This is a genomic window from Mesorhizobium calcicola (assembly GCF_042682105.1).
GTDB lineage: Bacteria > Pseudomonadota > Alphaproteobacteria > Rhizobiales > Rhizobiaceae > Mesorhizobium > Mesorhizobium calcicola.
This window is the reverse complement of the sequence record NZ_JBHUGY010000018.1, coordinates 58,036-79,546: the sequence shown is the minus strand read 5'-3', so window position 1 is coordinate 79,546 and position 21,511 is coordinate 58,036. Positions and strand designations below refer to the sequence as shown.

Annotated in this window: 19 protein-coding genes and 1 pseudogene; 3 read left to right on the top strand and 17 right to left on the bottom strand. The window is 62.1% G+C overall.

Features of this window, described 5'->3' with window-relative positions:
• Positions 1-77: 77 nt before the first annotated feature.
• The 3 genes from ACFSQT_RS10730 to ACFSQT_RS10720 are packed head-to-tail and all read right to left on the bottom strand — an operon-like array spanning position 78 to position 3,402.
• Positions 78-650, bottom strand: coding sequence for an HdeD family acid-resistance protein (locus tag ACFSQT_RS10730; RefSeq protein WP_379018327.1), 573 nt, complete (start codon positions 648-650; stop codon positions 78-80).
• A 56-nt stretch (positions 651-706) separates the two neighbouring features.
• Positions 707-1,945, bottom strand: coding sequence for an arginine deiminase (locus tag ACFSQT_RS10725; RefSeq protein WP_379018486.1), 1,239 nt, complete (start codon positions 1,943-1,945; stop codon positions 707-709).
• A 23-nt stretch (positions 1,946-1,968) separates the two neighbouring features.
• Positions 1,969-3,402 (bottom strand): basic amino acid/polyamine antiporter, encoded by a 1,434-nt coding sequence (locus tag ACFSQT_RS10720; protein ID WP_379018325.1) that lies wholly within the window; start codon positions 3,400-3,402, stop codon positions 1,969-1,971.
• 301 nt (positions 3,403-3,703) lie between these two features.
• Here ACFSQT_RS10720 and ACFSQT_RS10715 point away from each other — a divergent pair, with 301 nt between their 5' ends.
• From ACFSQT_RS10715 to ACFSQT_RS10705, 3 genes are all read left to right on the top strand, one after another.
• Entirely contained in the window at positions 3,704-5,134 is a 1,431-nt protein-coding gene (locus tag ACFSQT_RS10715; RefSeq protein ID WP_379018323.1) for a basic amino acid/polyamine antiporter, read from the top strand.
• A 201-nt stretch (positions 5,135-5,335) separates the two neighbouring features.
• Positions 5,336-6,279 (top strand): IS630 family transposase gene (locus ACFSQT_RS10710; protein ID WP_379018015.1). Its coding sequence is split into 2 segments (ribosomal slippage): positions 5,336-5,672 and positions 5,672-6,279, totalling 945 coding nucleotides; the frame shifts between segments, so codons are not numbered across the junction.
• Between the two features lie 236 nt (positions 6,280-6,515).
• Positions 6,516-7,124 (top strand): cytochrome b, encoded by a 609-nt coding sequence (locus ACFSQT_RS10705; RefSeq protein WP_379018321.1) that lies wholly within the window; start codon positions 6,516-6,518, stop codon positions 7,122-7,124.
• On the opposite strand, the gene ACFSQT_RS10700 is transcribed toward ACFSQT_RS10705, so the two are convergent.
• From ACFSQT_RS10700 to ACFSQT_RS10635, 14 genes and pseudogenes are all read right to left on the bottom strand, one after another.
• Positions 7,107-7,466, bottom strand: coding sequence for a YqaA family protein (locus tag ACFSQT_RS10700; protein WP_379018319.1), 360 nt, complete (start codon positions 7,464-7,466; stop codon positions 7,107-7,109). The two genes, ACFSQT_RS10705 and ACFSQT_RS10700, sit on opposite strands and share 18 nt — an antisense overlap.
• 38 nt (positions 7,467-7,504) lie before the next feature.
• The gene (locus ACFSQT_RS10695; protein ID WP_379018317.1) at positions 7,505-9,013 is read right to left on the bottom strand and encodes a multicopper oxidase family protein; all 1,509 of its coding nucleotides are present in this window, start codon (positions 9,011-9,013) and stop codon (positions 7,505-7,507) included.
• A 102-nt stretch (positions 9,014-9,115) separates the two neighbouring features.
• Entirely contained in the window at positions 9,116-10,009 is an 894-nt protein-coding gene (locus ACFSQT_RS10690) for a hypothetical protein (protein WP_379018315.1), read from the bottom strand.
• A gap of 48 nt (positions 10,010-10,057) precedes the next feature.
• Positions 10,058-11,317, bottom strand: coding sequence for a chitosanase (locus ACFSQT_RS10685; protein ID WP_379018313.1), 1,260 nt, complete (start codon positions 11,315-11,317; stop codon positions 10,058-10,060).
• A gap of 23 nt (positions 11,318-11,340) precedes the next feature.
• Positions 11,341-12,615 carry a murein L,D-transpeptidase catalytic domain-containing protein gene (locus ACFSQT_RS10680; protein WP_379018311.1) on the bottom strand — a complete coding sequence of 425 codons (1,275 nt, stop codon included), beginning with the start codon at positions 12,613-12,615 and terminating at the stop codon, positions 11,341-11,343.
• A gap of 187 nt (positions 12,616-12,802) precedes the next feature.
• Positions 12,803-13,471: an acyl-homoserine-lactone synthase gene (locus ACFSQT_RS10675; protein WP_379018309.1), complete on the bottom strand. Its 669-nt coding sequence runs from the start codon at positions 13,469-13,471 to the stop codon at positions 12,803-12,805.
• 4 nt (positions 13,472-13,475) lie between these two features.
• Positions 13,476-13,832, bottom strand: a pseudogene (locus ACFSQT_RS10670) (autoinducer binding domain-containing protein); the annotation flags it as partial.
• 403 nt (positions 13,833-14,235) lie between these two features.
• On the bottom strand, positions 14,236-14,589 hold the full coding sequence (locus ACFSQT_RS10665) for a cupin domain-containing protein (protein ID WP_379018305.1): 354 nt from the start codon (positions 14,587-14,589) through the stop codon (positions 14,236-14,238).
• 136 nt (positions 14,590-14,725) lie between these two features.
• Positions 14,726-15,619 carry a sugar phosphate isomerase/epimerase family protein gene (locus ACFSQT_RS10660; protein ID WP_379018303.1) on the bottom strand — a complete coding sequence of 298 codons (894 nt, stop codon included), beginning with the start codon at positions 15,617-15,619 and terminating at the stop codon, positions 14,726-14,728.
• Between the two features lie 72 nt (positions 15,620-15,691).
• Positions 15,692-16,630, bottom strand: coding sequence for an ABC transporter substrate-binding protein (locus ACFSQT_RS10655; RefSeq protein ID WP_379018301.1), 939 nt, complete (start codon positions 16,628-16,630; stop codon positions 15,692-15,694).
• Positions 16,631-16,709: 79 nt separating this feature from the next.
• Positions 16,710-17,708 carry an ABC transporter permease subunit gene (locus tag ACFSQT_RS10650; RefSeq protein ID WP_379018299.1) on the bottom strand — a complete coding sequence of 333 codons (999 nt, stop codon included), beginning with the start codon at positions 17,706-17,708 and terminating at the stop codon, positions 16,710-16,712.
• On the bottom strand, positions 17,705-19,249 hold the full coding sequence (locus ACFSQT_RS10645; RefSeq protein WP_379018297.1) for a sugar ABC transporter ATP-binding protein: 1,545 nt from the start codon (positions 19,247-19,249) through the stop codon (positions 17,705-17,707). The genes ACFSQT_RS10650 and ACFSQT_RS10645 overlap by 4 nt, the downstream gene beginning before the upstream one ends.
• Positions 19,246-20,625, bottom strand: a complete 1,380-nt coding sequence (locus ACFSQT_RS10640) for an FGGY-family carbohydrate kinase (protein ID WP_379018295.1) — start codon at positions 20,623-20,625, stop codon at positions 19,246-19,248. Before ACFSQT_RS10640 ends, ACFSQT_RS10645 begins: the two co-directional genes overlap by 4 nt.
• Positions 20,622-21,401 carry a DeoR/GlpR family DNA-binding transcription regulator gene (locus ACFSQT_RS10635; protein ID WP_379018293.1) on the bottom strand — a complete coding sequence of 260 codons (780 nt, stop codon included), beginning with the start codon at positions 21,399-21,401 and terminating at the stop codon, positions 20,622-20,624. Before ACFSQT_RS10635 ends, ACFSQT_RS10640 begins: the two co-directional genes overlap by 4 nt.
• Positions 21,402-21,511: the final 110 nt, after the last annotated feature.

Here is a 21,511-nt window from a genome sequence, read left to right as displayed (position 1 = left end):
GCAAGCCCAGGAGACGCGAGTGATCCATCGCCGCCTGTCAACCGAACGATATCGCTCGGATGTTTCGCGCGGCCTCTTCATGACCGGGCCTTGCGCATCGTCAGGGCAATGGCGATGTAGGCGCCGCCGGCGACCAGGAGAGAAATGCCGGCAACCGTGCCCGGTGTGTAAATGCTGGTATAGGGCAACTTCAATGCGAGCGTCGCACTGGCGGCCAGCGCGACCAGGCCCGATATCGCGAACCACTGCCAACCATCTTGATCGCGCACCCGGAACGCCAGCGCGACTTGTAAAATGCCCTGGACCAGAAACACCAAGGCGATCAGAAGCGTGATCGCGAGAGCGCCCTTGAAGGGGTTGAAATATATCAGGATACCGCCGACCAGCTCGACCGCGCCCGTCAGCTCTTGCCAGATGAACCCGCTCCATTCCTTGACTCGCAGGGATTGAACCATCTTCACAATGCCCGCGAGCGAAAGGACGATTCCAAGGACAACACTCGCCGCGAATGTGGAAACTGCCGGCAGCGCTACGGCCAGGACTCCAGCCAATGCCAGGGTGATGCCCAAGGCCAAGAACCATCCCCATTTGGAATGCAGGGACGCTGCTCGACGCTGGTGATCGGTTCCGCTCATGGAAGCGCCGCTCATTGTCGATTGCCTAACCAGAGAGACACTCATCTCCGATCCTCGGAAATGCTCTGCCGTCAGTAGTCCACCGGATCACGGATTATCGGACAGGTCATGCAATGGCCGCCACCACGACCGCGGCCCAGTTCCGCGCCGATGATGGTGATGACCTCGATGCCCTCCTTTCGCAGCAGCGTGTTTGTATAGGTGTTGCGGTCATAGGCGTACACGACGCCGGGTGAGGCGCAGACGAGGTTGGCGCCGCTATCCCATTGTGTGCGCTCGCGCATATAGGCGTTGCCGCCGGTCTCCACGACGCGCATCTTCTTGAGGCCGAGCGATTGGCTCACCGTCTCTACGAAGGTGCCCTTGTCCTTGTGCAGCTCAACGCCGCCCTTGCCGTCCGGCCGGTAGGAGAACGCCTCGATGCCATTGACGATATCGGGGTAGAGCAGCACGCAGTCGCGGTCGGCGAAGGTGAACACCGTGTCGAGATGCATCGCCGCGCGCAGCTTCGGCATCGCCGCGACGATGACGCGCTCGGCCGCGCCCTTCTCGAACAGCGCCGCCGCGAGCTGGCTGATGGCCTGGCGCGAGGTGCGCTCGCTCATGCCGATCAGCACATTGCCCTTGCCGATCGGCATGACGTCGCCGCCTTCGAGCGTGGCAAGCCCCCAATCCTTGGTCGGGTCGCCCCACCACACATTCACCTTGCCGGCGAAGTCGGGGTGGAACTTGTAGATCGAGGTGGTGAGGATGGTCTCCTCATGCCGCGCCGGCCAGTAGAGCGGGTTCTGCGTGACGCCGCCATAGATCCAGCAGGTGGTGTCGCGGGTGTAGAGCGTGTTCGGCAGCGGCGGCAGTAGATACTCGTTCACCCCGGCCGCGTCACGGATCAGCTCGAGCTGTTCGCCGCCGATGGATTCGGGGAATTCGTGCGTCGAGAGGCCACCGATCAGCGTCTCCGCCAGATCGCGGTTGGAGAGCCCCTCCAGATAGGAGCGCACCTCGTCGACGAGGCCGAGGCCGACCTGGTTCGGCACCACCTGATTGTCGAGGATCCATTTCTTCGCCTCGGGGACGGCGACGGTCTCGGCGAGGAGGTTATGCATCTCCACCACCTCGACACCACGGTCGCGCATCTTGGTCATGAAATCGAAATGATCGCGTCTTGCGTTGTCGACCCAGAGCACATCATCGAACAAAAGCGCGTCGCAGTTGCTGGGCGTCAGGCGCTGATGGGCGCGGCCTGGCGCGCAGACCATGACCTTGCGAAGCTGGCCGACTTCGGAATGCACGCCGAATTTCGTTTCCATCGCCATGGCTTGTGCCTTTCTCGTCAAGGTGTAATGGCGCCGGTCAGCAGGCCGACGAAACCGGCGAGGCCAGCGACCAAGGTGACGGCGAAGATGATAAGTTCGACCGATGTGAAGAACCGCGCGTTCTGTTCGCGCCGCGCCCAGAGGTAGAGGATTGTTCCCGGCACCAAGAGCACCGCCACCAGCAGCACGTATTTCAGGCCGGCGGCCACAAACATGATGAGCGTGTAGACGACGGCGATCCAGGCAAACAACTGGTCGCGCCCGCGTTCGCCGGGCGTGGTCTGGTATCCCTCGCCGCGGCGGGCGATCAGCACGCCATAGCCCGCGACCAGCAGGTAGGGCAGCAGCGCCGTCACGCTTGTCATGTCGAGCATGAAGTTGAACGCGTCACGCGACCAGTAGGTTGAGATGACGAATAGCGAGACGACGATATTGGTCAGCCAAAGCGCGTTGGCGGGAACCCGGTTGCCGTTCTGCGCCGCGAAAAGCTTCGGCATGTCCTGCGACTTCGCCGCCGCGAACAGCACCTCGGCGCAGATCAGCGACCAGGCGAGATAGGCGCCGAGCACTGACACCAGCACGCCGATGGAAATGAACACCGCGCCCCAATGTCCCACAACCAGTTCGAGCGCGCCTGCAAGCGAGGGCTGCACGACCCCGGCGATGGCCGCACGAGGAGCCGTGGCGTAGGGCAGAAGGGTGACGGCCACCATCAGGCCGGTGACGCCGACAAAACCCAGAATGGTGGCGGTGCCGACATCCGAACGCTTCTGGGCGAAGCGCGAGTACACGCTCGCCCCCTCGATACCGAGGAAGACGAAAACGGTGATCAGCATGGTGTCGCGCACCTGCGCCACCAGGGTCTTTTCCGGCATGCCCACGCCGCCGAGGAAGTTCTCGGAGAATTGCGTGTAGTTGAACGCGACCGCCGTGACTATAATCGCCACGATGATCGGTACGATCTTGGCGACCGTCACGACGCTGTTGATGAAGGTGGCCTGTTCGACGCCACGCAGGATCATGAAATGGAAGGCCCAGATGCCGACCAGCGAGACGATGATCGCGATCGCGGTGCTGCCATCCCCGAAAACCCCCGGGAAGAAGCGCCCGAGCGTCGATCCGATCAGCACCCAGTAGAAGACGTTTCCGAGGCAGCTCCCGAGCCAATAGCCGAACGCCGAGAGGAAGCCCATATAGTCGCCGAATCCCGCCTTGGCATAGGCGAAGACGCCGGAATCGATATCAGGTCTCTTCTCGGCCAGTGCCTGGAATACTCGGGCCAGCATGTACATGCCGGTTCCGGCTATCGCCCAGGCGATGATGGCGCCGAACGGGCCTGTCGCGGTGGCGAACCTGCCGGGCAGATTGAAGATGCCGGCCCCGATCATCGATCCAACGACCATCCCGGTCAGCGCGAAGAGCGAAAGCTTCTGCTCGGACTTACTTGTCACGTGTCTCTCCAGAGCGATTTGAGATCATCAGTCCGTGAGCCAACAAGTGGGCCGCAACCTCTGCGCGGCTAAATCCTATGCTTTCGTTTTGGACGTGAGATTAGCTGAGAATCTCATGGCTATGCACCACGTCTCTATTTCGGAGCTTCGACGCAATACACCGCGCGGCGGAGTTACATCTGCTGGACTTGTGACTTTCTCCGATGCAGCATCGGAGTGGTCGACCAGTGCAGCGACCTGCCGGATCGGCTCCACGGACGGATTTCGCTTGTGCAGTTGACGACCGACTCGAGACGCGGCCATGGCATCCCAGACCTCGCAGAAGCTTTCTCTCGCCGCGCTGACGGCGATGGTTGTCGGATCGATGATCGGCGCCGGCATATTTGCGCTGCCGCGCACCTTTGGCGCCGCCACCGGACCGATCGGCGCCATCATCGCCTGGTGTATCGCCGGGACCGGGATGTATACATTGGCCCTGGTCTTTCAGGCGCTTGCGGAGCGCAAGCCCGAACTCGATGCCGGCATCTTTTCCTACGCAAAAGCCGGCTTCGGAGACTACGCCGGTTTTCTCTCCGCGTTTGGCTATTGGCTGGTTGCCTGCATTGCCGACGTCTCATACTGGGTTCTGATCAAGTCGACGCTCGGCGCGTTCTTCCCGGTTTTCGGCAACGGCGACACGGTCCCGGCAGTGGTGGTCTCGTCGATCGCGCTCTGGCTGTTCCACTTCACGATCCTGCGCGGGATCAGGGAAGCTGCCTTCATCAACACCGTTGTCACGGTCGCAAAAGTTATTCCCATTCTTGTCTTCATTTTGATTCTAGCCGGAACGTCCAACGCGAACATCTTCGTCACCAACCTATGGGGCGGAGAGCTGGCATCGCGAAGCGGTCTCTTCGAGCAGATTCGAGCGACGATGCTGGTCACAATCTTTGTGTTCATCGGGATTGAGGGAGCAAGCGTCTATTCTCGCTATGCGAAGGACCGCGCCGACGTCGGACGAGCGACGATCTTTGGCTTCATCAGCGTGCTGTTCCTACTGGTCCTGGTGACGCTCCTGCCTTATGCCGTACTTCCGCAGGCGGAAATCGCCGGATTGCGGCAACCCTCAATGGCGGCGGTGCTGGAGGCCGTCGTTGGTCATTGGGGCGCCGTTTTCGTCAGCGTGGGACTGATCGTATCGTTGCTCGGCGCTTATCTCGCCTGGTCGTTGATCTGCGTCGAGGTGCTGTTCGCGGCCGCAAAGAGCGGCGACATGCCAAGGATTTTTGCGCGTGAAAATCGCAACAACGTCCCGGCCGCCGCGCTGTGGCTGACCAATATGATCATTCAAGCTTTCCTTATAAGCACGCTTTTCTCGCAAGATGCGTTCGCGCTCATGGTGAAGCTCAGCAGTGCCATGGTATTGATACCTTACCTGCTCGTGGCCGGGTACGGCTTCCTTCTCGCCTGGCGCCGAGAGACCTATGGCACCGAAGCGGCACAGCGATCCCGCGACCTGATCGTGGCCGGTATTGCCACATTGTATGTTGCGTTCATGATCTACGCAGGCGGCCTGAAATTTCTATTGCTGTCATCCATTCTCTACGCACCCGGTACGCTGCTCTATGTCCAGGTCAGACGGGAGCAGAAAATGCCAGTGTTGGTCGGAGTGGAATGGATAGTGTTGGCGGCTGCAGCAATTGGTTGCCTCGTTGGCATTTACGGAATTGCCAGCGGCGACATCATTCTCTAACCGAGCGAGCGGGGTATTCCACTCGAATGCGGTAGCCACCACCCGCATACGCCCCGGACCCACCTCGGCGAAAGATGCCTTTCTGTTCAGCCAGGATCGAACTGACCAACGTTCTAGAGCACGTCCCGCGATCAATGAATCGATTGTGATGTGACGTCGGGCTTCGCGGGTGATTCAACATCCACTTTGATGAGGTGGATGATGGGAAGAGCACTGAGCGACGATCTTCGATCGCGGGTCTTGAAGGCTTCGGACGCGGGCATGTCTGCCCGGCAGGCGGCGGCGCGGTTCGGCGTCGGCATATCGAGTGCAATCCGGTGGATCGCACGGGCGAAGATCGGCGAGCGGACGCCGCGGCCGCAAGGCCGTCGACGCGCGTCCAGCCTCGATGCGCATAAAGCCTTCATCGTGGGGTTGATCGATGAGCGCAAGGACATCACGCTGAACGAGATGGTAGAGCGGCTGGCGGTCGAGCGATCGGCTCGGATCAGTCGCAGCGCCTTAAGCGCCTGGCTTGGCCGGCACGGCTGGACGTTCAAAAAAAGTCCGCACATGCACTGGAGCAGGATCGTCCCGACATCCTGAAGCGCCGTCGTGCGTGGTTCGACGGCCAACTCGACCTCGATCCGGCAAAGCTGGTGTTCATCGATGAAACTGGACTATCGACCAAGATGGCCCGGCTGCGGGGCCGTGCGCCATGCGGTGAGCGTTGCCGGGCGGGCGTGCCGCACGGCCATTGGAAAACCACCACCTTCACCGGCGCACTGCGGCTGACGGGCATGACCGCCCCGTTCGTCTATGACGGCGCCATGAACGGCAACGTATTCCTGGCCTATGTCGAGCAGGTGCTGGTCCCGACCCTGTCGGAGGGCGACATCGTCGTGATGGACAACCTTCCCGCCCACAAGGCCGCCGGCGTTCGCGATGCAATCGAGACGACCGGCGCGAGGCTCATGTTCCTGCCGCCCTACAGCCCCGACTTCAATCCGATCGAAAACGCCTTCTCAAAACTCAAGGCTCTTATGCGGGCCAAAGCCGAGAGGACAATCACAGCCCTGTGGACCGCCGTCGGATCGCTCGTCGACCTCTTCACCCCAGCCGAATGCCAGAACTACTTCAAGGCCGCAGGTTATGACCCAGATTAAACCGGACGTGCTCTAGCTAAAGTGGGGCACCCGCTCGGCGGCGTGATTTTGGATGGTGTTAGCAATCTCCTGCCACGATGCATGAGCGATATCGATCGCACGGGACTCCGCTCGGTTCACCATTCTTTTCAAGCACCAGCGAAGAACCGCCATATTTTCTTGCGAGGTTTTGTCCGCTGGAGAGGACGAAAAACATCACGGCTTCGCATGCGTTCGATGACTGCCGGGCCTGAGAGGTGAGAGAGAATCCTCGCTCGCGCTGGCATTTCGGCATTCGCCTGCTGCATTGGTTGACCGTGCTCGCGCTCGCGGCGCAAATAGCCGTTGCCTTCGGACCGATGAACGGGCCGGGGATGGCGGCGATGAACTGGCTTCCGCTCCACATGTCGATCGGGGTGACGATCCTTGCCATCATTGTCCTCAGGCTTTGCTGGCGCAACTTCACCCAGGCCCCTGCCAGGCACACCTCACGGCTCTTGCGGTTTGCGACTTCGTTCTTCCATGTGTTTCTCTACGTCATGATCCTTGCCGTCCTGACAACCGGATGGCTGGGCTACCGGCCAATGCCTTTCATGCCTCCCGCACGGCTTTTCGGAAACTTGCCTGTCCCGCTGGCGCCATCCGTCGGCGCGCTGCCGGCAAGGGCTTTCGCGTTCGTCCATGCAAAGCTGGTCTGGATCATGCTCGGATTTGTCGGCGCTCACATCCTGGCTGCATTTGTGCATTTCATACTGCTTCGCGATGGTGTCATGCGCACCATGTTCTTTGGACGGCCGCACATCGCGTCGCGGGAAGCGCAGCTTGCGGTCGACGACGAGGCCGGCAGCTCACGCAATCGCCCATAATCCTCCCGCGACGATCACCGCATAGCGCGCGGCCTTGCCTATGGCGACAAGAGCAAGGAAGACCGCGAGGTGCACACGTGCCGCGCCCGCGGCAAGGGTAAAAGCATCTCCGATAACCGGCAGCCAGGCAAAGAGCAGCGTCCACTCGCCAAACCGTCGGAACGTCCGGCTTGCCTGCTCATAGCGCTCTGGACTTACAGGAAACCAGCGCCTGGTCCGGAGCGTATCGATGCTACGTCCCAGACTCCAGTTCACCACGGAGCCGAGCGTGTTGCCGATCGTGGCGACCGCAAGGAGCAGTGCCGGATCACCGCGACCCGATACGATCAGGCCGGCGAGCACCACCTCCGATGAGACCGGCAGAGCGCCGCCACCTCGGCCTATGCCCGCACGTCGACCATGCCCATCATGCCGAGTTGCTCATGCTCGAGGATGTGGCAGTGGTACATGCGCGGCCCCGGCCGGTCCTGGCGCAGCAAGAGCCGCACCGTCTCGCCGCGCGCGACGTTGACGGTGTCCTTCCAGGCCAGATACGCCGGCTTCGAGGCCCTGCCGTCGCGTTCGTGCTCGACCACCTGGAACTGCGTCCCATGCACATGGAATGGATGGTCCATGTCGGCCTTGTTGACGATCTCCCAAAGCTCGACCTCGCCTGCCTTGGCGACGATGTCGACGCGGTTCATATCAAAGGCGGCGCCGTTGATGAGGAACCCCATCTCCATGCCGCTGGCGTTCATGGCCATGGTTTCGGTGAACACGAAGCGCCGGCTGACGGCAGGAGCGCCGAGGAGCGCGATTGGCCGCAGCCTGTCGGGCAGTGGCGGGACCGGCTCGGCCGGCGTCTCCGAAACATTGACCGTGAAGAGCGTCAGGCCGGCATCGGCAGGACGTCCAGCACCCATCCAGCCGCGATCGTAGTCGAGCGTGTTTAATGTCGCGCGGCCGGGCTTCTCGAAGGAGACAATCAGTTCAAGCCGTTCCGCCGGGCTAAGCAGGATGTCGTCGGCTGCGACTGGCGCCTCCAGCAGACCGCCGTCCGTTCCGATGATCGTCATGGCCGCGCCATCGAAGGCGAGCCGCAAAAAGCGCGCGTTGGTCGCATTGTAGAAGCGGAAGCGCCGCTTCGTGCCGAAGGGGACCGTCAGTGCGGGATTCTTCTGTCCGTTGACCAGCACATGGTCACCGACGCGCCCGTTCATCAGGTCCGTCATCGTGTTGTCCGGCAAGGTGCCATCGGTCGCAAGCCGCAGATCGGTGAACACCAGCACGGTGTCGCCATAGGAGGTCGGGATCGGATCGACCTTCGGTTTGACGACGAACGCGCCGGCAAGGCCGCGATAGACCTGCTCGGCTGTCTTGCCGTGCGCATGTGGGTGATACCAGTAGGAGCCGGCACTGCCTTCCGGCAGGTCGAAGCTGTAGGTGCGATCGGTGCCCGTCGCGACGGGGTCCATCGGATTGCCGTCCTGGTCGGCGGGCACCGGCATGCCATGCCAGTGGATGGTGCTTGCCTCGTTCGCAATCCGGTTGGCGAAGGTGATCTCGACCCGGTCGCCCTCGACCGCCTCGATCAGCGGCCCGGGGCTGGTGCCGTTGTAGCCGAGGATCGGTGTTTCCAGCCCTTCGGCAAAACGCACGGTGGCGGACTGGGCCGTCAGCTTCGCCTTGAACAGGCCAGGCGTGCTGGCTTCGTTCGCCAGCAGGGGCAATTCGCGAAGTGCTTCTCCTTCTGGCAGGACAGCCGCGCCTTGCGGCGCGGAGCCCATGTCGTGGCCTGCGTGGCCGCCCATATCCATGCCGGGCATGTCGTCCATCTTCATCTGGGCGATGGCACGCTCACTCACAAGAATCGTTGCAAGACCCGCCGCCAGAAAACCGCGTCGATGCATCTGTTGTCTCCTCGATCAATCATTTCACGCTGCGATCGATCTTAAAGAGACCGCCGATGCCCGGCCGGGTCAATGCGACGTTTGGGCCGGCTGATCGGCCAATCAGGCGAGCTTGTCGTCTGGCACCCAGCCGGTCACCGGCTCGTCGGCGGCACCGTGGTCGGTGATGAAGATGTCTAGGGTCTTGTAGAGCTCGAGGGTGCGGACGCCGTCGGCCACGGTTGCAGACAACGGCAGGATCCGGAAGTTCTTGGCGTCGGCTGTGTTTTGTTTGATGGCCATGTAGTCGGCCACGGTCTTCGCACTCGTGTCGTCCAGTTTCTTGCGCAGCACGTAGATAGCGCGCCGCTTGGCATCGAAGACGATAATCCGGGAAATAGTGTCGCCGAAGAGCGCTCGTACCTTGTCCATGCCGAGTGCGTTGGCATCGGCGATGGCACTTTTGTCCAATGTCGATGGAAGCTCAATCTTCGTGATCTTCTCATAAGGGATCATTCGCGCAGGCCCGGTCAGAGCACCGTTGTCGGCGGTCATCCCTGGGGCGCCGGCGGCCTGCGCCGCGATTCGGAAGCTCTCATTGCTGAAATAGAACGCAATGACAGCACCGACCCAGGTCGCGAATACCGGCAAGACGGACGAGAACACGCCGATCACATACTTACCGTCGGTGTCCTTTGTGTTGACGGCGACGATTGCCGCAAGCGCGATCGCGGCAATCCCGCTTGTCCCGATGCCAATGACCAATGGCGCGATCCTCTGGCGCGTCACCACGTCATCGGCCACCGGGGCCGCCACATCCGTCGAACCGAGCGAGCCGAGGCCAAACCGCAAGATTGCAACCACTGCGAATGTCACCGCACAGATACCCGCTGCCGCCCAGGCCACATTGGTGTCCAGGCTCTGTACGCTGCGGAGGTAGAAAACGAGCAGCCCAATCGCAAGCGCGGCCCCAACGACGACCGGCAGTAGCCGGAAGAGCTTGTAAATATTGTCCATTGCGTCCTTCTTGGCGTTTGGGCCCTTGGGCGAGGCGTTGCGATCAGGTCACGGTCTCGGCCAGCCCGCATGCACGTGCGTTGCGTGGCCCGGTTTGCCCGGTCCCAACACTTCCGTTGCGCCCAGGTCCCGGCAGCGCTGCTGGAACGCGACGACATCCGGATGGACGGCACTTATGTGCTGGCCGTTGATGGTATTGATATCGGCTGTACAACCCGCATAGTGCCGTGAGTTGGTATTGTGGCTGCCGCCACAGAGCTCGGACACCGAAAAGGTGTAGTCTTCGGCGAGCGTCAGGAGGCCCCTCAACATGGCCGGGTCGAGGTTCACCGTGCCACCGGGTGCCGTCCCATAGGAACTACGGCTCGCTGCCCGACCCGCGGCCGTATCGACGATGTTCAAGTACGCCGTGGCATGATCATTTACGCCCGAAGCGTGGGCTCGGGCGAATTCGACCCGGTCGGAGTCGAGAATGCGCTGGGCGAGCGTAGCCGCAGTATCTGAAGACACTGCTGCCGCGGAAGCGATCGCGAGTCCGCCGAGCGGTTCGAGCTCACTCCACACCTCTTCATCACCCGCTGGCGTCCCCAAAAAGGGCACGACATCGACGGTGCCTACCGGCGGATGTGATGCATCGACTGGCGTACCGTTTGCAATATACGGCAGCATGGCGAGGTCCCAATTGCCCTTTGCCACCTCGCGCTGAAAATCCTTCGTCCGGTAGGCGCTGGGACGAACGTCCGGGTTCTGGTTGTTGGCCAGCCAGTCGTTGCGCACATCGACATACTGCTTGATCCAGGTTTTCTCATCACCGCCGGCGGCAGGGGGCTTCTCGGGAAAACGCGCGCGCAGCAGTTTCAGGATGCCGCCGCTATGGATGAAGGAGTCGTAGATCACCAGGGTCGAAAGGGCCAAAGTGAAGCCGTGCGAGCCTGCCCAGTCAAGTGCTGGTTGGAAGTAGCGACGATCGAAGAACGCGTCCTGCGCCTGCCGCATTGCCGGATCCTCGTTGCCGGCGCGCCGGAGCAGATCCTTAAAACTGGCGTCGTCAACCAACGCCACAATGCCAATGCGATCGACATAAGAAGCGAGGGCCGCGGAAAACGTGCCGCCCTCTTCCACGTACATCTGAACCAGTTCCTTGAGATTGCCGTACTCGGTCGTCTGCGAGCGGCCAAATGTGATCTGTCGGATGCCGTGAGGGCCATCGTGATAGATGCTGATGGCGCCGTACCTTCCTTCCACCGTGCCAGTCTCATAGACGTTGATCACACGCTCGCAGATGAGCTTCTGGGTAGCGGTCAACATTGGGTAGCCTCCCTCGTCTCGGCTCAGCCGCCGGTGTGCCAGGCAATCACCAGCGAACCGCCGGTGAGCGCGCTCACCACTTCGGTGACGTAGCGGTTCTCAACCACAAGGCATCCGTCACTGCGGCCGATGCGACCAGTTTGCTGGATGAACTGCGGGGAAACGTAGTCGGCGCCATGCACCACCACAGCTCGTGCCCGGGCGTGTGAGTTGGTGGGTTCAAGCCCGTCGAGCCGCATCGAGTAACCATGCTTGCCTTCGTACGTTTCGGCGCAGCTATAGACCCCGAGCGACGTGCAGTTCGATCCGACAACATTCGAGAAGACGTTGGCGTAGCCGTCGTCCGTCGGCCCCTCCGAGCCTTTGCCGTGGGCGCAGAGATAGGCCTGTACCGTCTCGTTCCTCACGTCGAAGACGAAGAGCCGCGGTTCGCTGGATCTGAGGTTGAAATTGGCAATCGCCCAGTAGCGGGCGGAGTTGGGGGCGCCCCGCTTATTGCGGAATTTGATGAGTGCATCCATCGGCTCGGCGAGGAAGTTCCCTGCTGCCAGCGAACGCAATACGGCCTCTTCTTCCTCCCGGTCGATGAGCCCGGCCGCAGCAGCAGGCGCCGCCATCGCCACCATCGCAAGGTCAGCCGCACCGCGCACAGCCATCATTGGCGCGTTGCCGAACGCATCAACCGAAGTCACGTCGCGGCAGATCGATACGCCTCCGACAGCGTCGTTCTTGATGATGTGCTGCACCATACAATAACCACGCTGCGGGATGTCCGGCACATTGCTGCCAGACTTCCAGTAACGCTTGGTCTTGAGCTGCCAATAAAGCTGGTCGCCGGTTAGATTGCAGTTGCTGCCCACATAGACGCCGCTGGTGTAGCCTGCGGCTTCCACTTCCTTGAACCAAGCATTGCAGTACGCGATGACGTCGTCCGCCGCTGCCTTGTTGTCGACTTCCTCGAGATCCACCCACACACTCGATCCGACCGGCAGGCCGACGGATTGCGCATGTGCTGCAGCGTTTCGCCCATAGGCGATCCCGAGTTCCTCTGAGGGGTCCCAGCCGGACTTTGCGACGTGCTGCACCGCCATCAACCCGAGGTCGGCATCGAGGATCACGTCGAGCTCGTCGGCCGTCAGGTCGGTGTCCGGCGGCGTTGATTTTCGCGAAAGATAACGGATGGCAAAGCGAAACCCCGCTTGGCGCAGTGCCTTTGCTGTTCCAGCTGTCAGTTTTTCAGAAGCATCAAACCCATGCGTTCCGGAAGTGGCCGGATCAATACTTGTTGCCCCACTCATGGCTCTTTCTTTCAGCGACTGACAAAGAACCATTGTTATTCAGGTAATTCGTGCCCTGATCGGGCTGCCTTGCCACCTACACTCGGTACTCATGTCATTGGCTGGCACTGCGTTCGAGCGATCGACGCCATATGGGATGGCAAGATCTCGGCGCGACCCCTCGGGAATCTTGGCGATCGAAATGCGGCTATGGGCCGAGCTCGATCAATCTCTCCTGCCTTTTGCTGCTTTCCATGAAGGGAATTTGCTTCCCGTGGCGAACGAGCAGGGTGTGATCGATTCCAAGGATCTTTCGGACGCTGGCAAGCGCGGCCTCATTCACCTCGATGTATGCGACGATGTACCATTCGCCGTTTTCCTCCCGAGCCATGCCCAGCGGTTCGGCCCGCCACTTCAGAGCTCCATGGTGCGGCATGAAGTACGTTTCCTGGACGCCGCCGACCGCGCTGAGGCCCTCGTCGAGCGCGTATTCCATGACCGCGCAGCACAGCTGTGTGAGTGTGCCTCTCAACCCAGTCGAGCGTTTCTCAGGAATGACGAAGGTGCGTGTCCATTCGGCCCAATCGGGGCGTCTCGGGACGCCCGATTTTTCGCACAGATGAGAAAAGACCTCCGAAACCATGTGCGGCTCGCTCGTTGGGATTAGTCGAGCCGAGGTCACTACACGACCGTCTTCGATACCTAACAGGTAGGTAGCCGCGTCCGTATCGAATTGATCTAGCTCGCGCCCATCCGGGCTCGAAGGGCGCCAACGTTTTTGATGCACGAAAAAGTCATGCCGTCGGCGCAAAAATTCGTCGAATTCGTTTTCGTAAAGATGCTTGTTGTGCGCATTGACGACATGAGCTGCTATCATCGCACCCACTTGAGATGCCAAACTCCGTCGCTTCCCCGGCCACCCGTAGAGACCCTTCGGTATCAGACCATTTGGCAGGGACGTCAGCCCAAAGAAACGGCTTCAGGGTCTTTGCAGAATAGATGCAGACCCCGTCGACGGCAGCGTGCTCGGCTTCGACATAACGTTCAAACCAGCCCGCGGGCCAGCCATTCGGTTCAACCATCGGCGCCAACTTCTGCCCACCGAGGGGAACACCACTCAGGATGAGATGTTCGAAGCCAAGGTTTTTGACCGTATCAAGGAGGTCGTCAAGCAGCGGCGCGGTACCCGTGTGCTTTCTGCAGCGTTCGACAAAGTCAAACACGTCTGAATCGATCATACCAGAGACCCCCGTCCCTATGTCACCCACAAGTATAAGCCAATTCAGAGGCTTCGAGTATCCCGCACGTAGAATTATTCCTCTCTGGCAAGAAAATTCCTGCAGTCTTCACTCTTCAGAATTGTGTTCGGGAGCTCAGTCGCAAGGATCCGACATTTTTCCTTTAGGCGTTGTGTCGTTGCGAGCATCATGATCGCCTCAAATTGGCGTACACAAAGTTCTTGCGCGGAATTCGCTGTTTTCTGCTTGCTACGAGAAAATATCAGACGGAGACAGTTTCACCACAACTGATCAGATCAACAAGAAAAATCAAAGACTTGAGGCGTACCCGCCGGCAATGAAAAACCCACCACGGCGAGCCATGGCAGGCTTTTCCATGATGCGTATCCGATCCGTGTACGCCTCAGCCGACCCGCACGACAAAATGCTTCGTCACCGGCTCGATGATCTTCCAGGTTCCCTTGAAATCGGCTTCCACCACGAAGGCATCGCCGGGGCCGACTTCGACCGGTGCGCCGCCGTCGGGGGTGATGATGATGCGGCCGGCGATCATGTGCACGAACTCGTAGTCGGTATAGGTCGCATGGTAGGTGCCGGGCGTCGCCCGCCATGTCCCCGACATCACCTTGCCATCCTCGGTCGTGTGCTGAACCGCGGTTTGCATGGTCGGCTTGCCCTCGACCACGACCCAGCCAGCGAGATCGCCGGCGTCCGCGTTTTCGACGGCGCCGAATTTGAGGATCGTCTTGCATGTCATGGCTCGGGCTCCGTTTGATGGGTCGTCGTTCAGGCGTCAGGTGCCTGGACGGTCAGATAGCCGATGCCCCAGCCGCGGGCAATGCCGCCGCCACCACGCGTGGCATGCCCGCGCATTCCGGTTCGACGGGCGAGCGCTAAGGTTTGTGCCGTGCCGAGACAAGCTCGGCCTTGCGCCGCGCCGTCTCCAGCCCGAGGCCGATGAAAGCCCGCGCGTGCCGGGCGAGCGCCATGTTGTCAGTCCAGAGATTGCGCCAGATGGCGGTTTTCTTCGACAGGTTCTCGTCGACGATTTCCGACGAGAAGGATTCGAAGCTGATGTCGTCGGCATAGCCGACGGCCGCCAGCGCGTCGAAGATCGCGGCGAAGTCGATATTGCCGGTGCCGAGGAAACCGCGATGGCTTTCGCCGATATGGACGTAGCCGATCTTGTCAGCCGCGTGGCGGATGGCCAGCCCGACATCGGCCTCCTCGACGTTCATGTGGAAGGTGTCGAGATGCAGGAAGATGTTGTCCGAGCCGGTGTCCTCGATGAAGGCCAATCCTTGCGCGGCGGTGTTGAGCAGATTGCTTTCGAAGCGGTTGACGATCTCGAGGTTGAGCGTGACACCGGCCGCCTTGGCCGTCTCTGCGATCTTGGCAAGGGTGCCTGCGCTGCGGTTCCATTGATCGCGCGTCGGCGCCTGTGTCTGCAAGCCGTGAGCCGTGCTGAGGATGCCGCCAACCTTCTGGCCGCCAAGATCGCGCGTCAGCGCGATGGTGTCGTTGAGGATGTCCACCCCGCGCGCGGCAATCGCCTTGTCGGCGCTCGATATGTCGCCTTCGGCCGGCAGTCCGATGCTGATGGCCACGCCGAGCTTGAGATCGGCGATACGCCTGGCGAGCCCGCTTATGTCGACATCGGCAGGATCGAGATAGGAGAATTCGATCAGGTCGAAACCGGCCTCTTTGGTGTTGGCCAGCGTCCGTTCGAGGTCGCCCTGTGCCGAGCTCGCCGACCAGACGAAAGAATGGATTCCGATGCGCGACATGGATCGTCTCCGGTTTGCGGCAATGAGGATGGGCGCGGCCGGGTCAACCCGGCCGCGCCCATGTCGAAGCGATCAGCGGGCTGCGGTCCAGCCCTTGTAGTCCTTCAGGTTCTCGGCCGTGATCAGCTTGGGGTCGAGCAGCACGGTCGGCTCCGCCGGCTTCTTGCCGGCAAGCAATTCAGCCGCCATCGTCAGCGATTGGCCAGCCATCACGTAAGGGTCTTGCGAGGCCGAAGCCTTGATCATCGAAGTCCCGGAAGCAAATTCCTTCTCGATATCGGGTGCGCCATCGACGGCGGTGAAGATGAACTCCGAGCGGTTGAGCTGCTTGGCCGCAAGCTGGGCGCCGATCGCCGTCGGATCGTTGATGGCAAACACCGCGTCGATCTTGTCGAAGCGGGTGAGCAGCGACTGGAACACTTTCAGGCCGCCGTCGCGCGAGCCTTCGGCGTTCTGGTCGTCGGAAAGGATCTTGATGTCGGGGTGCTGGGCCAGCACGTTCTTGCAGCCCTTCACCCGCTCCAGGATCGACGAGGACGCCGGACCGTTGAGGATGACGTAGTCGCCCTTGCCGCTGGTGTGGTCGACGAGATACTGGCAGGCCTCTTCGCCCGCCTTGACGTTATTGGTCATGACCGTGACATCGGCGCCCGGCGCCGAGACGTCGAAGGCGGCAACGACGACACCCGCCGCTTGCGCCTTCTTCACCGCCGGCGCGATGGCCTTGGCATCGACCGCATTGAGCATGATCACGTCGACGCCGGCGGCGATGAACGAATCGACCTGCGAGACCTGCTTGTTGAGGTCGTAGTCGGCCGACACCGACGTCACCTCGACCTTCGGATTGATCTTCTTGGCCGCGTCCTCGATGCCCTTGATGGTGGCGACGAAGAAGGGATTGCCGAGCAGGCCGACCGAGATGCCGACCTTGTTCAGGTCCTTGGCCGATGCCGGCGCGATGGCGAGCGACGCGAGTGCGGCGCCGCAGAGCAGTTTGGCGATGATCTTCATTAGCTTGCTTCCTCCAATTGCCCCGCGCCTCTCACGGTGCGTTACACAAGCCGGACGTTGATGCCGGCGACCAGGTCACTCACGTTCTTACTCCGGCTTGGAGCCGGTAGCGGTCGAGGGCGACCGCCACGATGATGACCAATCCCTTGATGATGTACTGCCAGATGTCCGAAACGCCGGCCAAGATGAGCCCGTTGGACAGAACCGCGATGATCAGACCGCCGATCAGCGTGCCCCAGATCGAGCCGACACCGCCGACAAAGCTGGTGCCGCCGAGGATGACCGCGGCAATGGCATCGAGTTCATAGGACTGCCCGAGCTGCAGCCCGTTGGCGGCGTAGAGCCGGGCTGCCGACATGGCGCCGCCGAGGCCGGCCAACATACCGGAAACGCCATAGACGAAGAGCAGCACCAGCGGCACCTTGATGCCGGTCAGCCGCGCGGCTTCGGCATTGCCGCCGACGGCGTAGATCCAGGTGCCGAGCACGCTGCGCTTGAGCACCAGCCACGACAGCACCACAACCGACAGCGCGATGATGACCAGCCAGGGTATGCCGAACAGCGACCCGTTGCCGATGAAGTCGAACGGCAGGTCCGAGTTGAACACTGTCGTGTCTTGGCCGAGCAGGCGGGCGATGCCGCGCACGGCCGTCAGCGAACCCAGCGTCACGATGAAGGGCGGCAGCCTGATGTAGGCGATGAGCAGCCCATTGATGAGGCCGAAACCGAGGCCGACCAGAATGGCCGCCGGCACGCCGAGCAATCCCCAGTCCGGCACCAGCGACACCATCACCGCCACCATGGCCGAAGCGGCGAGGATGGCGCCGACGGACAGGTCGATGCCGCCGGTCAGGATGACGAAGGTCATGCCGGCCGCCAGCACGATGTTGATCGACGACTGCTGGGTGACGATCAACAGGTTGGTCTCGGTCATGAAGCGCGGATTCATGAACTGGAAGCCGGCGGCAAGCAGGATCAGCACCGGCAGCATGCCAAGGGCGGCAAAGGCGCCGCGCAACCGCCGGCTCGTGCCGGTGGCCTGGTCGCCTGCGCTGATCCCGATCGACTTGTCGGTCATTGCTGGGCCGCTCCCGTGGCAAGTTCCATGATTTTCTCCTGGCTGAGCGGCTGGCCTTCGGATGCCGTCACCTCGCCGGCAATGGTGCCGTCGCGCATCACCAGCACGCGGTCGGCAACGCCGATCACCTCCGGCAGTTCGCTGGAGATCATCAGGATGGCGATGCCCTTGTTGGCCAGATTGTCGATCAGCCGGTAGATTTCCGACTTCGCCCCGACATCGACACCACGGGTCGGCTCGTCGAGGATGACGACCTTCGGCTCGGTTTCCAGAAGGCGGGCGAGCAGCACCTTCTGCTGGTTGCCGCCCGACAGCGAACCGGCATTGGCCTGCGCCGATCTGGTGCGGATCGAGAGATCGGCAATGGCTTTTGCCGCGCGCTTTTCGGCAGCGGAAAAATCGCGCAAGCCGCCTGTCCGCGCGTCCCTCGCCAGCACGCCCATGCTGATGTTGTCGGAAATCGACATGTCGAGGAACAGGCCGAGCTCCTTGCGGTCCTCGGTGAGGTAGGCGATGCCGGCATCCAGCGCCTGCCGCGGCGAGGCGATGGCTATCGGCTTGCCGTCGAATTCCAGCGTGCCCGATATGCGTCTGTCGGCACCGAAGATCAGCCGCGCAAGCTCGGTGCGGCCAGAGCCGACCAAGCCCGCCAGCGCCAGAACCTCGCCCTTGTGCAGGTCGAAAGAACAGTTCTTCAGCAGGCGACCGTCGGACATGCCGCGCACCGACAGTGCCACCGCGCGCTTCTGATCCGGCGGCCGGTGATCCTTCTTGTAGAAGGCGGATAGGTCACGGCCGACCATCATCGACATGAGACGCGAGGCGTTGAGCTCAGCGCGCTCGAGGGTGCCGACATAGCCGCTGTCGCGCAGCACGCTGACGCGGTCGGCAAGCTGGTAGATCTCTTCCATGCGGTGGCTGATGTAGATGATGGCGATGCCCTGCGACTTCAGTGTCGCGATGACCTCGAACAGCCGGTCGGTCTCGCGCGAGGTCAGCGATGTGGTCGGCTCGTCCATGACAATGATGCGGGCGCTGGTCGACAGCGCGCGGGCGATCTCGACCAACTGGCGTTCGCCGAGCGACAGGCTGGAGACCGCGGCGCGAGCCGGGAAGGAGACGCCGAGCCGCTTGATGATCTCGTTGGCGCGCCGGGTGCACTGGGCGCGGTCGACGATGCCGAACCGTCGCGGCTCGTTGCCAAGGAAGATGTTCTGCGCCACCGTCAAATTGGGCGCAAGCGACAGCTCCTGATAGATGACGGCAATGCCGCTGGCGCGCGCCTTGATCGGATCACCGGTCACGGCGGGCACACCATCGATCAGGATCTCGCCACCCGGATCAGGCCGATAGGCGCCAGACAGCACCTTCATCAGCGTCGATTTGCCGGCGCCGTTTTCGCCCATCAGTGCGTGCAACTCGCCAGCATGGACGCTGAGCGAGACATCCTGCAAGGCTCGGATCGCGCCGAACGTCTTGGAGATGTGCCGCATTTCCAGCACCGGTCGGCGCGCCACCTCCGTCCTGGCCGTTGCGGTCATCGTGCGCCACCCGCTGCCGCGCCGGTGATGGCAGGACCGGCGACGAGATCGCGCCAGCCGTCGCGATAGCCGGCTAACCCGGTCAGACGCGAAGCGCGCACCGGCTCCGGCGCCTCGGCGGCAAATTCGCGCCCAACGCTCTCGAAGGCGAGCGCCGCGGCACCTGTGGCGCTGCCCTCCTGCGTGGCGCCCTGCAGGAAGGCCTGGCCGGGACGCAGCTGCGCCAGCAGCCCGGCCAGCAGGCCGCCGCTGTTCAGCCCGCCATCGACGATCACGGTGTTGTTCGAATGGATGAGGTCGAGCGATAGATCGACCATCACGGCGACATAGAGCAGCGCCACGGCCGCCCGTTCCTCGGCATCGGGCGTGCGCCCGGTCAGCCGGCCGGAATGACCTGAAATCGGCCCGCCAGGTGCGAAACTGGGCAGCGCCATGATGCCCGCATTGATCACCCGCTGTATCGAAGACAGGCCGATCGCGCCTTGCCAGCCGGCGCTGATGACAGCGAATTCGCGCCCGCCCATGAAGCGGATGGTGGGTACAGGGCCGCCGTCGACATCGACATTGACCAGCATATCGCGATCCCGGTCGAGCGCGTCGAGCGGGCAGTCGGGATTGAGCACAATGACCCAGGTGCCGGTCGAAACGACGGTGAGCGGGCCGAGCCCTTGCCGGCGATAGGCATACAGCGCCGCATTCGAGTCATGGACGCCGTTGTGGATGGCGATCGGCCCCACCGCACCGCCGAGGCGCCGCTCGCCGATCACAGTGCCGGCGCGCTCCAAGGCGGGCATCCGACCGCGCCACCCCTGCGCATCGACTAACGAGGAGAAATCCTGGCTGCGTGGCGCCCACAGATGCGAGTGGCAGCCGAGATAGGACACCTCCGACACCGCCCGGCCACCAAAACGCCAGCTCCAGTATTGCGGATAGCCGAGGATCGATATCGACGCTGCGAACGCCCCAGGATCGACCTCCTGCAGCCACATCATGTGGCGGCCGTAGTTGAAGCCGAGCGGCAGGCGCGGCGAGAAGGTCTCGGCAAAATCCGGAATGCGGCGATCGATTTGGGCGGCAATCTCGGCCGGCGGCTCTTGCTCGTAGTCGAGGATCGGGTGCGTCAGGGCGGCGTCGTCGATCAAGGCGAAGGTGCAGCCGTGGCCGGACACCATCAGCCCCTCGACGTCATGGCTGTCGACCGCATCGGCAACGGCACTGAGCGCCCAATCGTGGAGCGCTGCCTCGTCGAGCACGCTGAAGCCGCTTTGGCGCACCCATTTCGGTTGCGTACGGCGCTCGTCGAGAACGCGCCCGTCATGGCCGATGACGAACAGCTTCGAATTGGTCTTGCCGAAATCGAGGACGGCGATCTTCACGGGATGGCTCCCGAGGAAGGCGCGATGCGCACCATGACGCCGGCGTCCTCCAGCATGCGCGCGTCGGTGTCCGAGAGGCCATCATCGGTAACCAGCGTACCGATGCGGGAAAGCGGCAGCGCGACGTTGCGCGCGTGGATCGACAGTTTGCGGCTGTCGGCCAGCACCACGATCTGGTCGGCGCACAGGCTGAGGTCGGCTATCGAGCGCACCAGCAGCGGATGCGATTCCAGCACGCCTTCCTGGCCGAGGCCTTGCGCGCCGACAAAGAATTTCGAGGCATAGAAGGGTATGGGCTGCGTGAACGAATGGATGATGCCGGGCTCGCGATGCAGGTCGCCGCCGGCAACCGTCAGGCTGCAATGGCCATGATCGCTCAGATAGGCCACCAGCGGCATCGAGTTGGTGTAGAGGCGGATGTTGCGCTCGGCGAGCCTGACGCCAAGATGGAAGCAGGTCGAACCGCCATGGACGATAACCGCATCGCCGTCGCGCACCATGGTCGCCGCGACATTGGCGATCTGCCGCTTGGCCTCGACCGCGAGGTCGCGGTTCTCGTCATAGGGCCGGGCATAGGCAATGCCCTGCAGAGCCCCATCGAGCGCCGAAATGCCGCCATAAACCTTCCGCGCTTCGCCGGCTTCATCGATCCTGTCGATGTCGCGCCTGACCGTTGCCGCCGAAACGCCGAGCCGCTCCTGCAGCTCGCGCACCGAGGCGAAGGGCCGATCCCGCAAGAGGTCGACGATCTGACGCTGGCGGCCGGAGTCGCTCAACTGTTTCCTCCCGAATGCCATTTTTCCATGGCAGTTGGCGCAACTTACTCAACATCAGTCAGATTGCAAAGCATGTTTTGATGATAGTAGATCACAGTTGACGTAGATCA

Excerpts from the sequence above, each read along its gene's own strand:
- ACFSQT_RS10645 (WP_379018297.1), bottom strand. The coding sequence starts at position 19,249 with ATGACCGCAACGGCCAGGACGGAGGTGGCGCGCCGACCGGTGCTGGAA.
- ACFSQT_RS10695 (WP_379018317.1), bottom strand. The coding sequence starts at position 9,013 with ATGCATCGACGCGGTTTTCTGGCGGCGGGTCTTGCAACGATTCTTGTG.
- ACFSQT_RS10685 (WP_379018313.1), bottom strand. The coding sequence starts at position 11,317 with ATGTTGACCGCTACCCAGAAGCTCATCTGCGAGCGTGTGATCAACGTC.
- ACFSQT_RS10650 (WP_379018299.1), bottom strand. The coding sequence starts at position 17,708 with ATGACCGACAAGTCGATCGGGATCAGCGCAGGCGACCAGGCCACCGGC.
- ACFSQT_RS10725 (WP_379018486.1), bottom strand. The coding sequence starts at position 1,945 with ATGGAAACGAAATTCGGCGTGCATTCCGAAGTCGGCCAGCTTCGCAAG.
- ACFSQT_RS10655 (WP_379018301.1), bottom strand. The coding sequence starts at position 16,630 with ATGAAGATCATCGCCAAACTGCTCTGCGGCGCCGCACTCGCGTCGCTC.
- ACFSQT_RS10675 (WP_379018309.1), bottom strand. The coding sequence starts at position 13,471 with ATGATAGCAGCTCATGTCGTCAATGCGCACAACAAGCATCTTTACGAA.
- ACFSQT_RS10665 (WP_379018305.1), bottom strand. The coding sequence starts at position 14,589 with ATGACATGCAAGACGATCCTCAAATTCGGCGCCGTCGAAAACGCGGAC.
- ACFSQT_RS10680 (WP_379018311.1), bottom strand. The coding sequence starts at position 12,615 with ATGAGTGGGGCAACAAGTATTGATCCGGCCACTTCCGGAACGCATGGG.
- ACFSQT_RS10660 (WP_379018303.1), bottom strand. The coding sequence starts at position 15,619 with ATGTCGCGCATCGGAATCCATTCTTTCGTCTGGTCGGCGAGCTCGGCA.
- ACFSQT_RS10690 (WP_379018315.1), bottom strand. The coding sequence starts at position 10,009 with ATGGACAATATTTACAAGCTCTTCCGGCTACTGCCGGTCGTCGTTGGG.
- ACFSQT_RS10730 (WP_379018327.1), bottom strand. The coding sequence starts at position 650 with ATGAGCGGCGCTTCCATGAGCGGAACCGATCACCAGCGTCGAGCAGCG.
- ACFSQT_RS10715 (WP_379018323.1), top strand. The coding sequence starts at position 3,704 with ATGGCATCCCAGACCTCGCAGAAGCTTTCTCTCGCCGCGCTGACGGCG.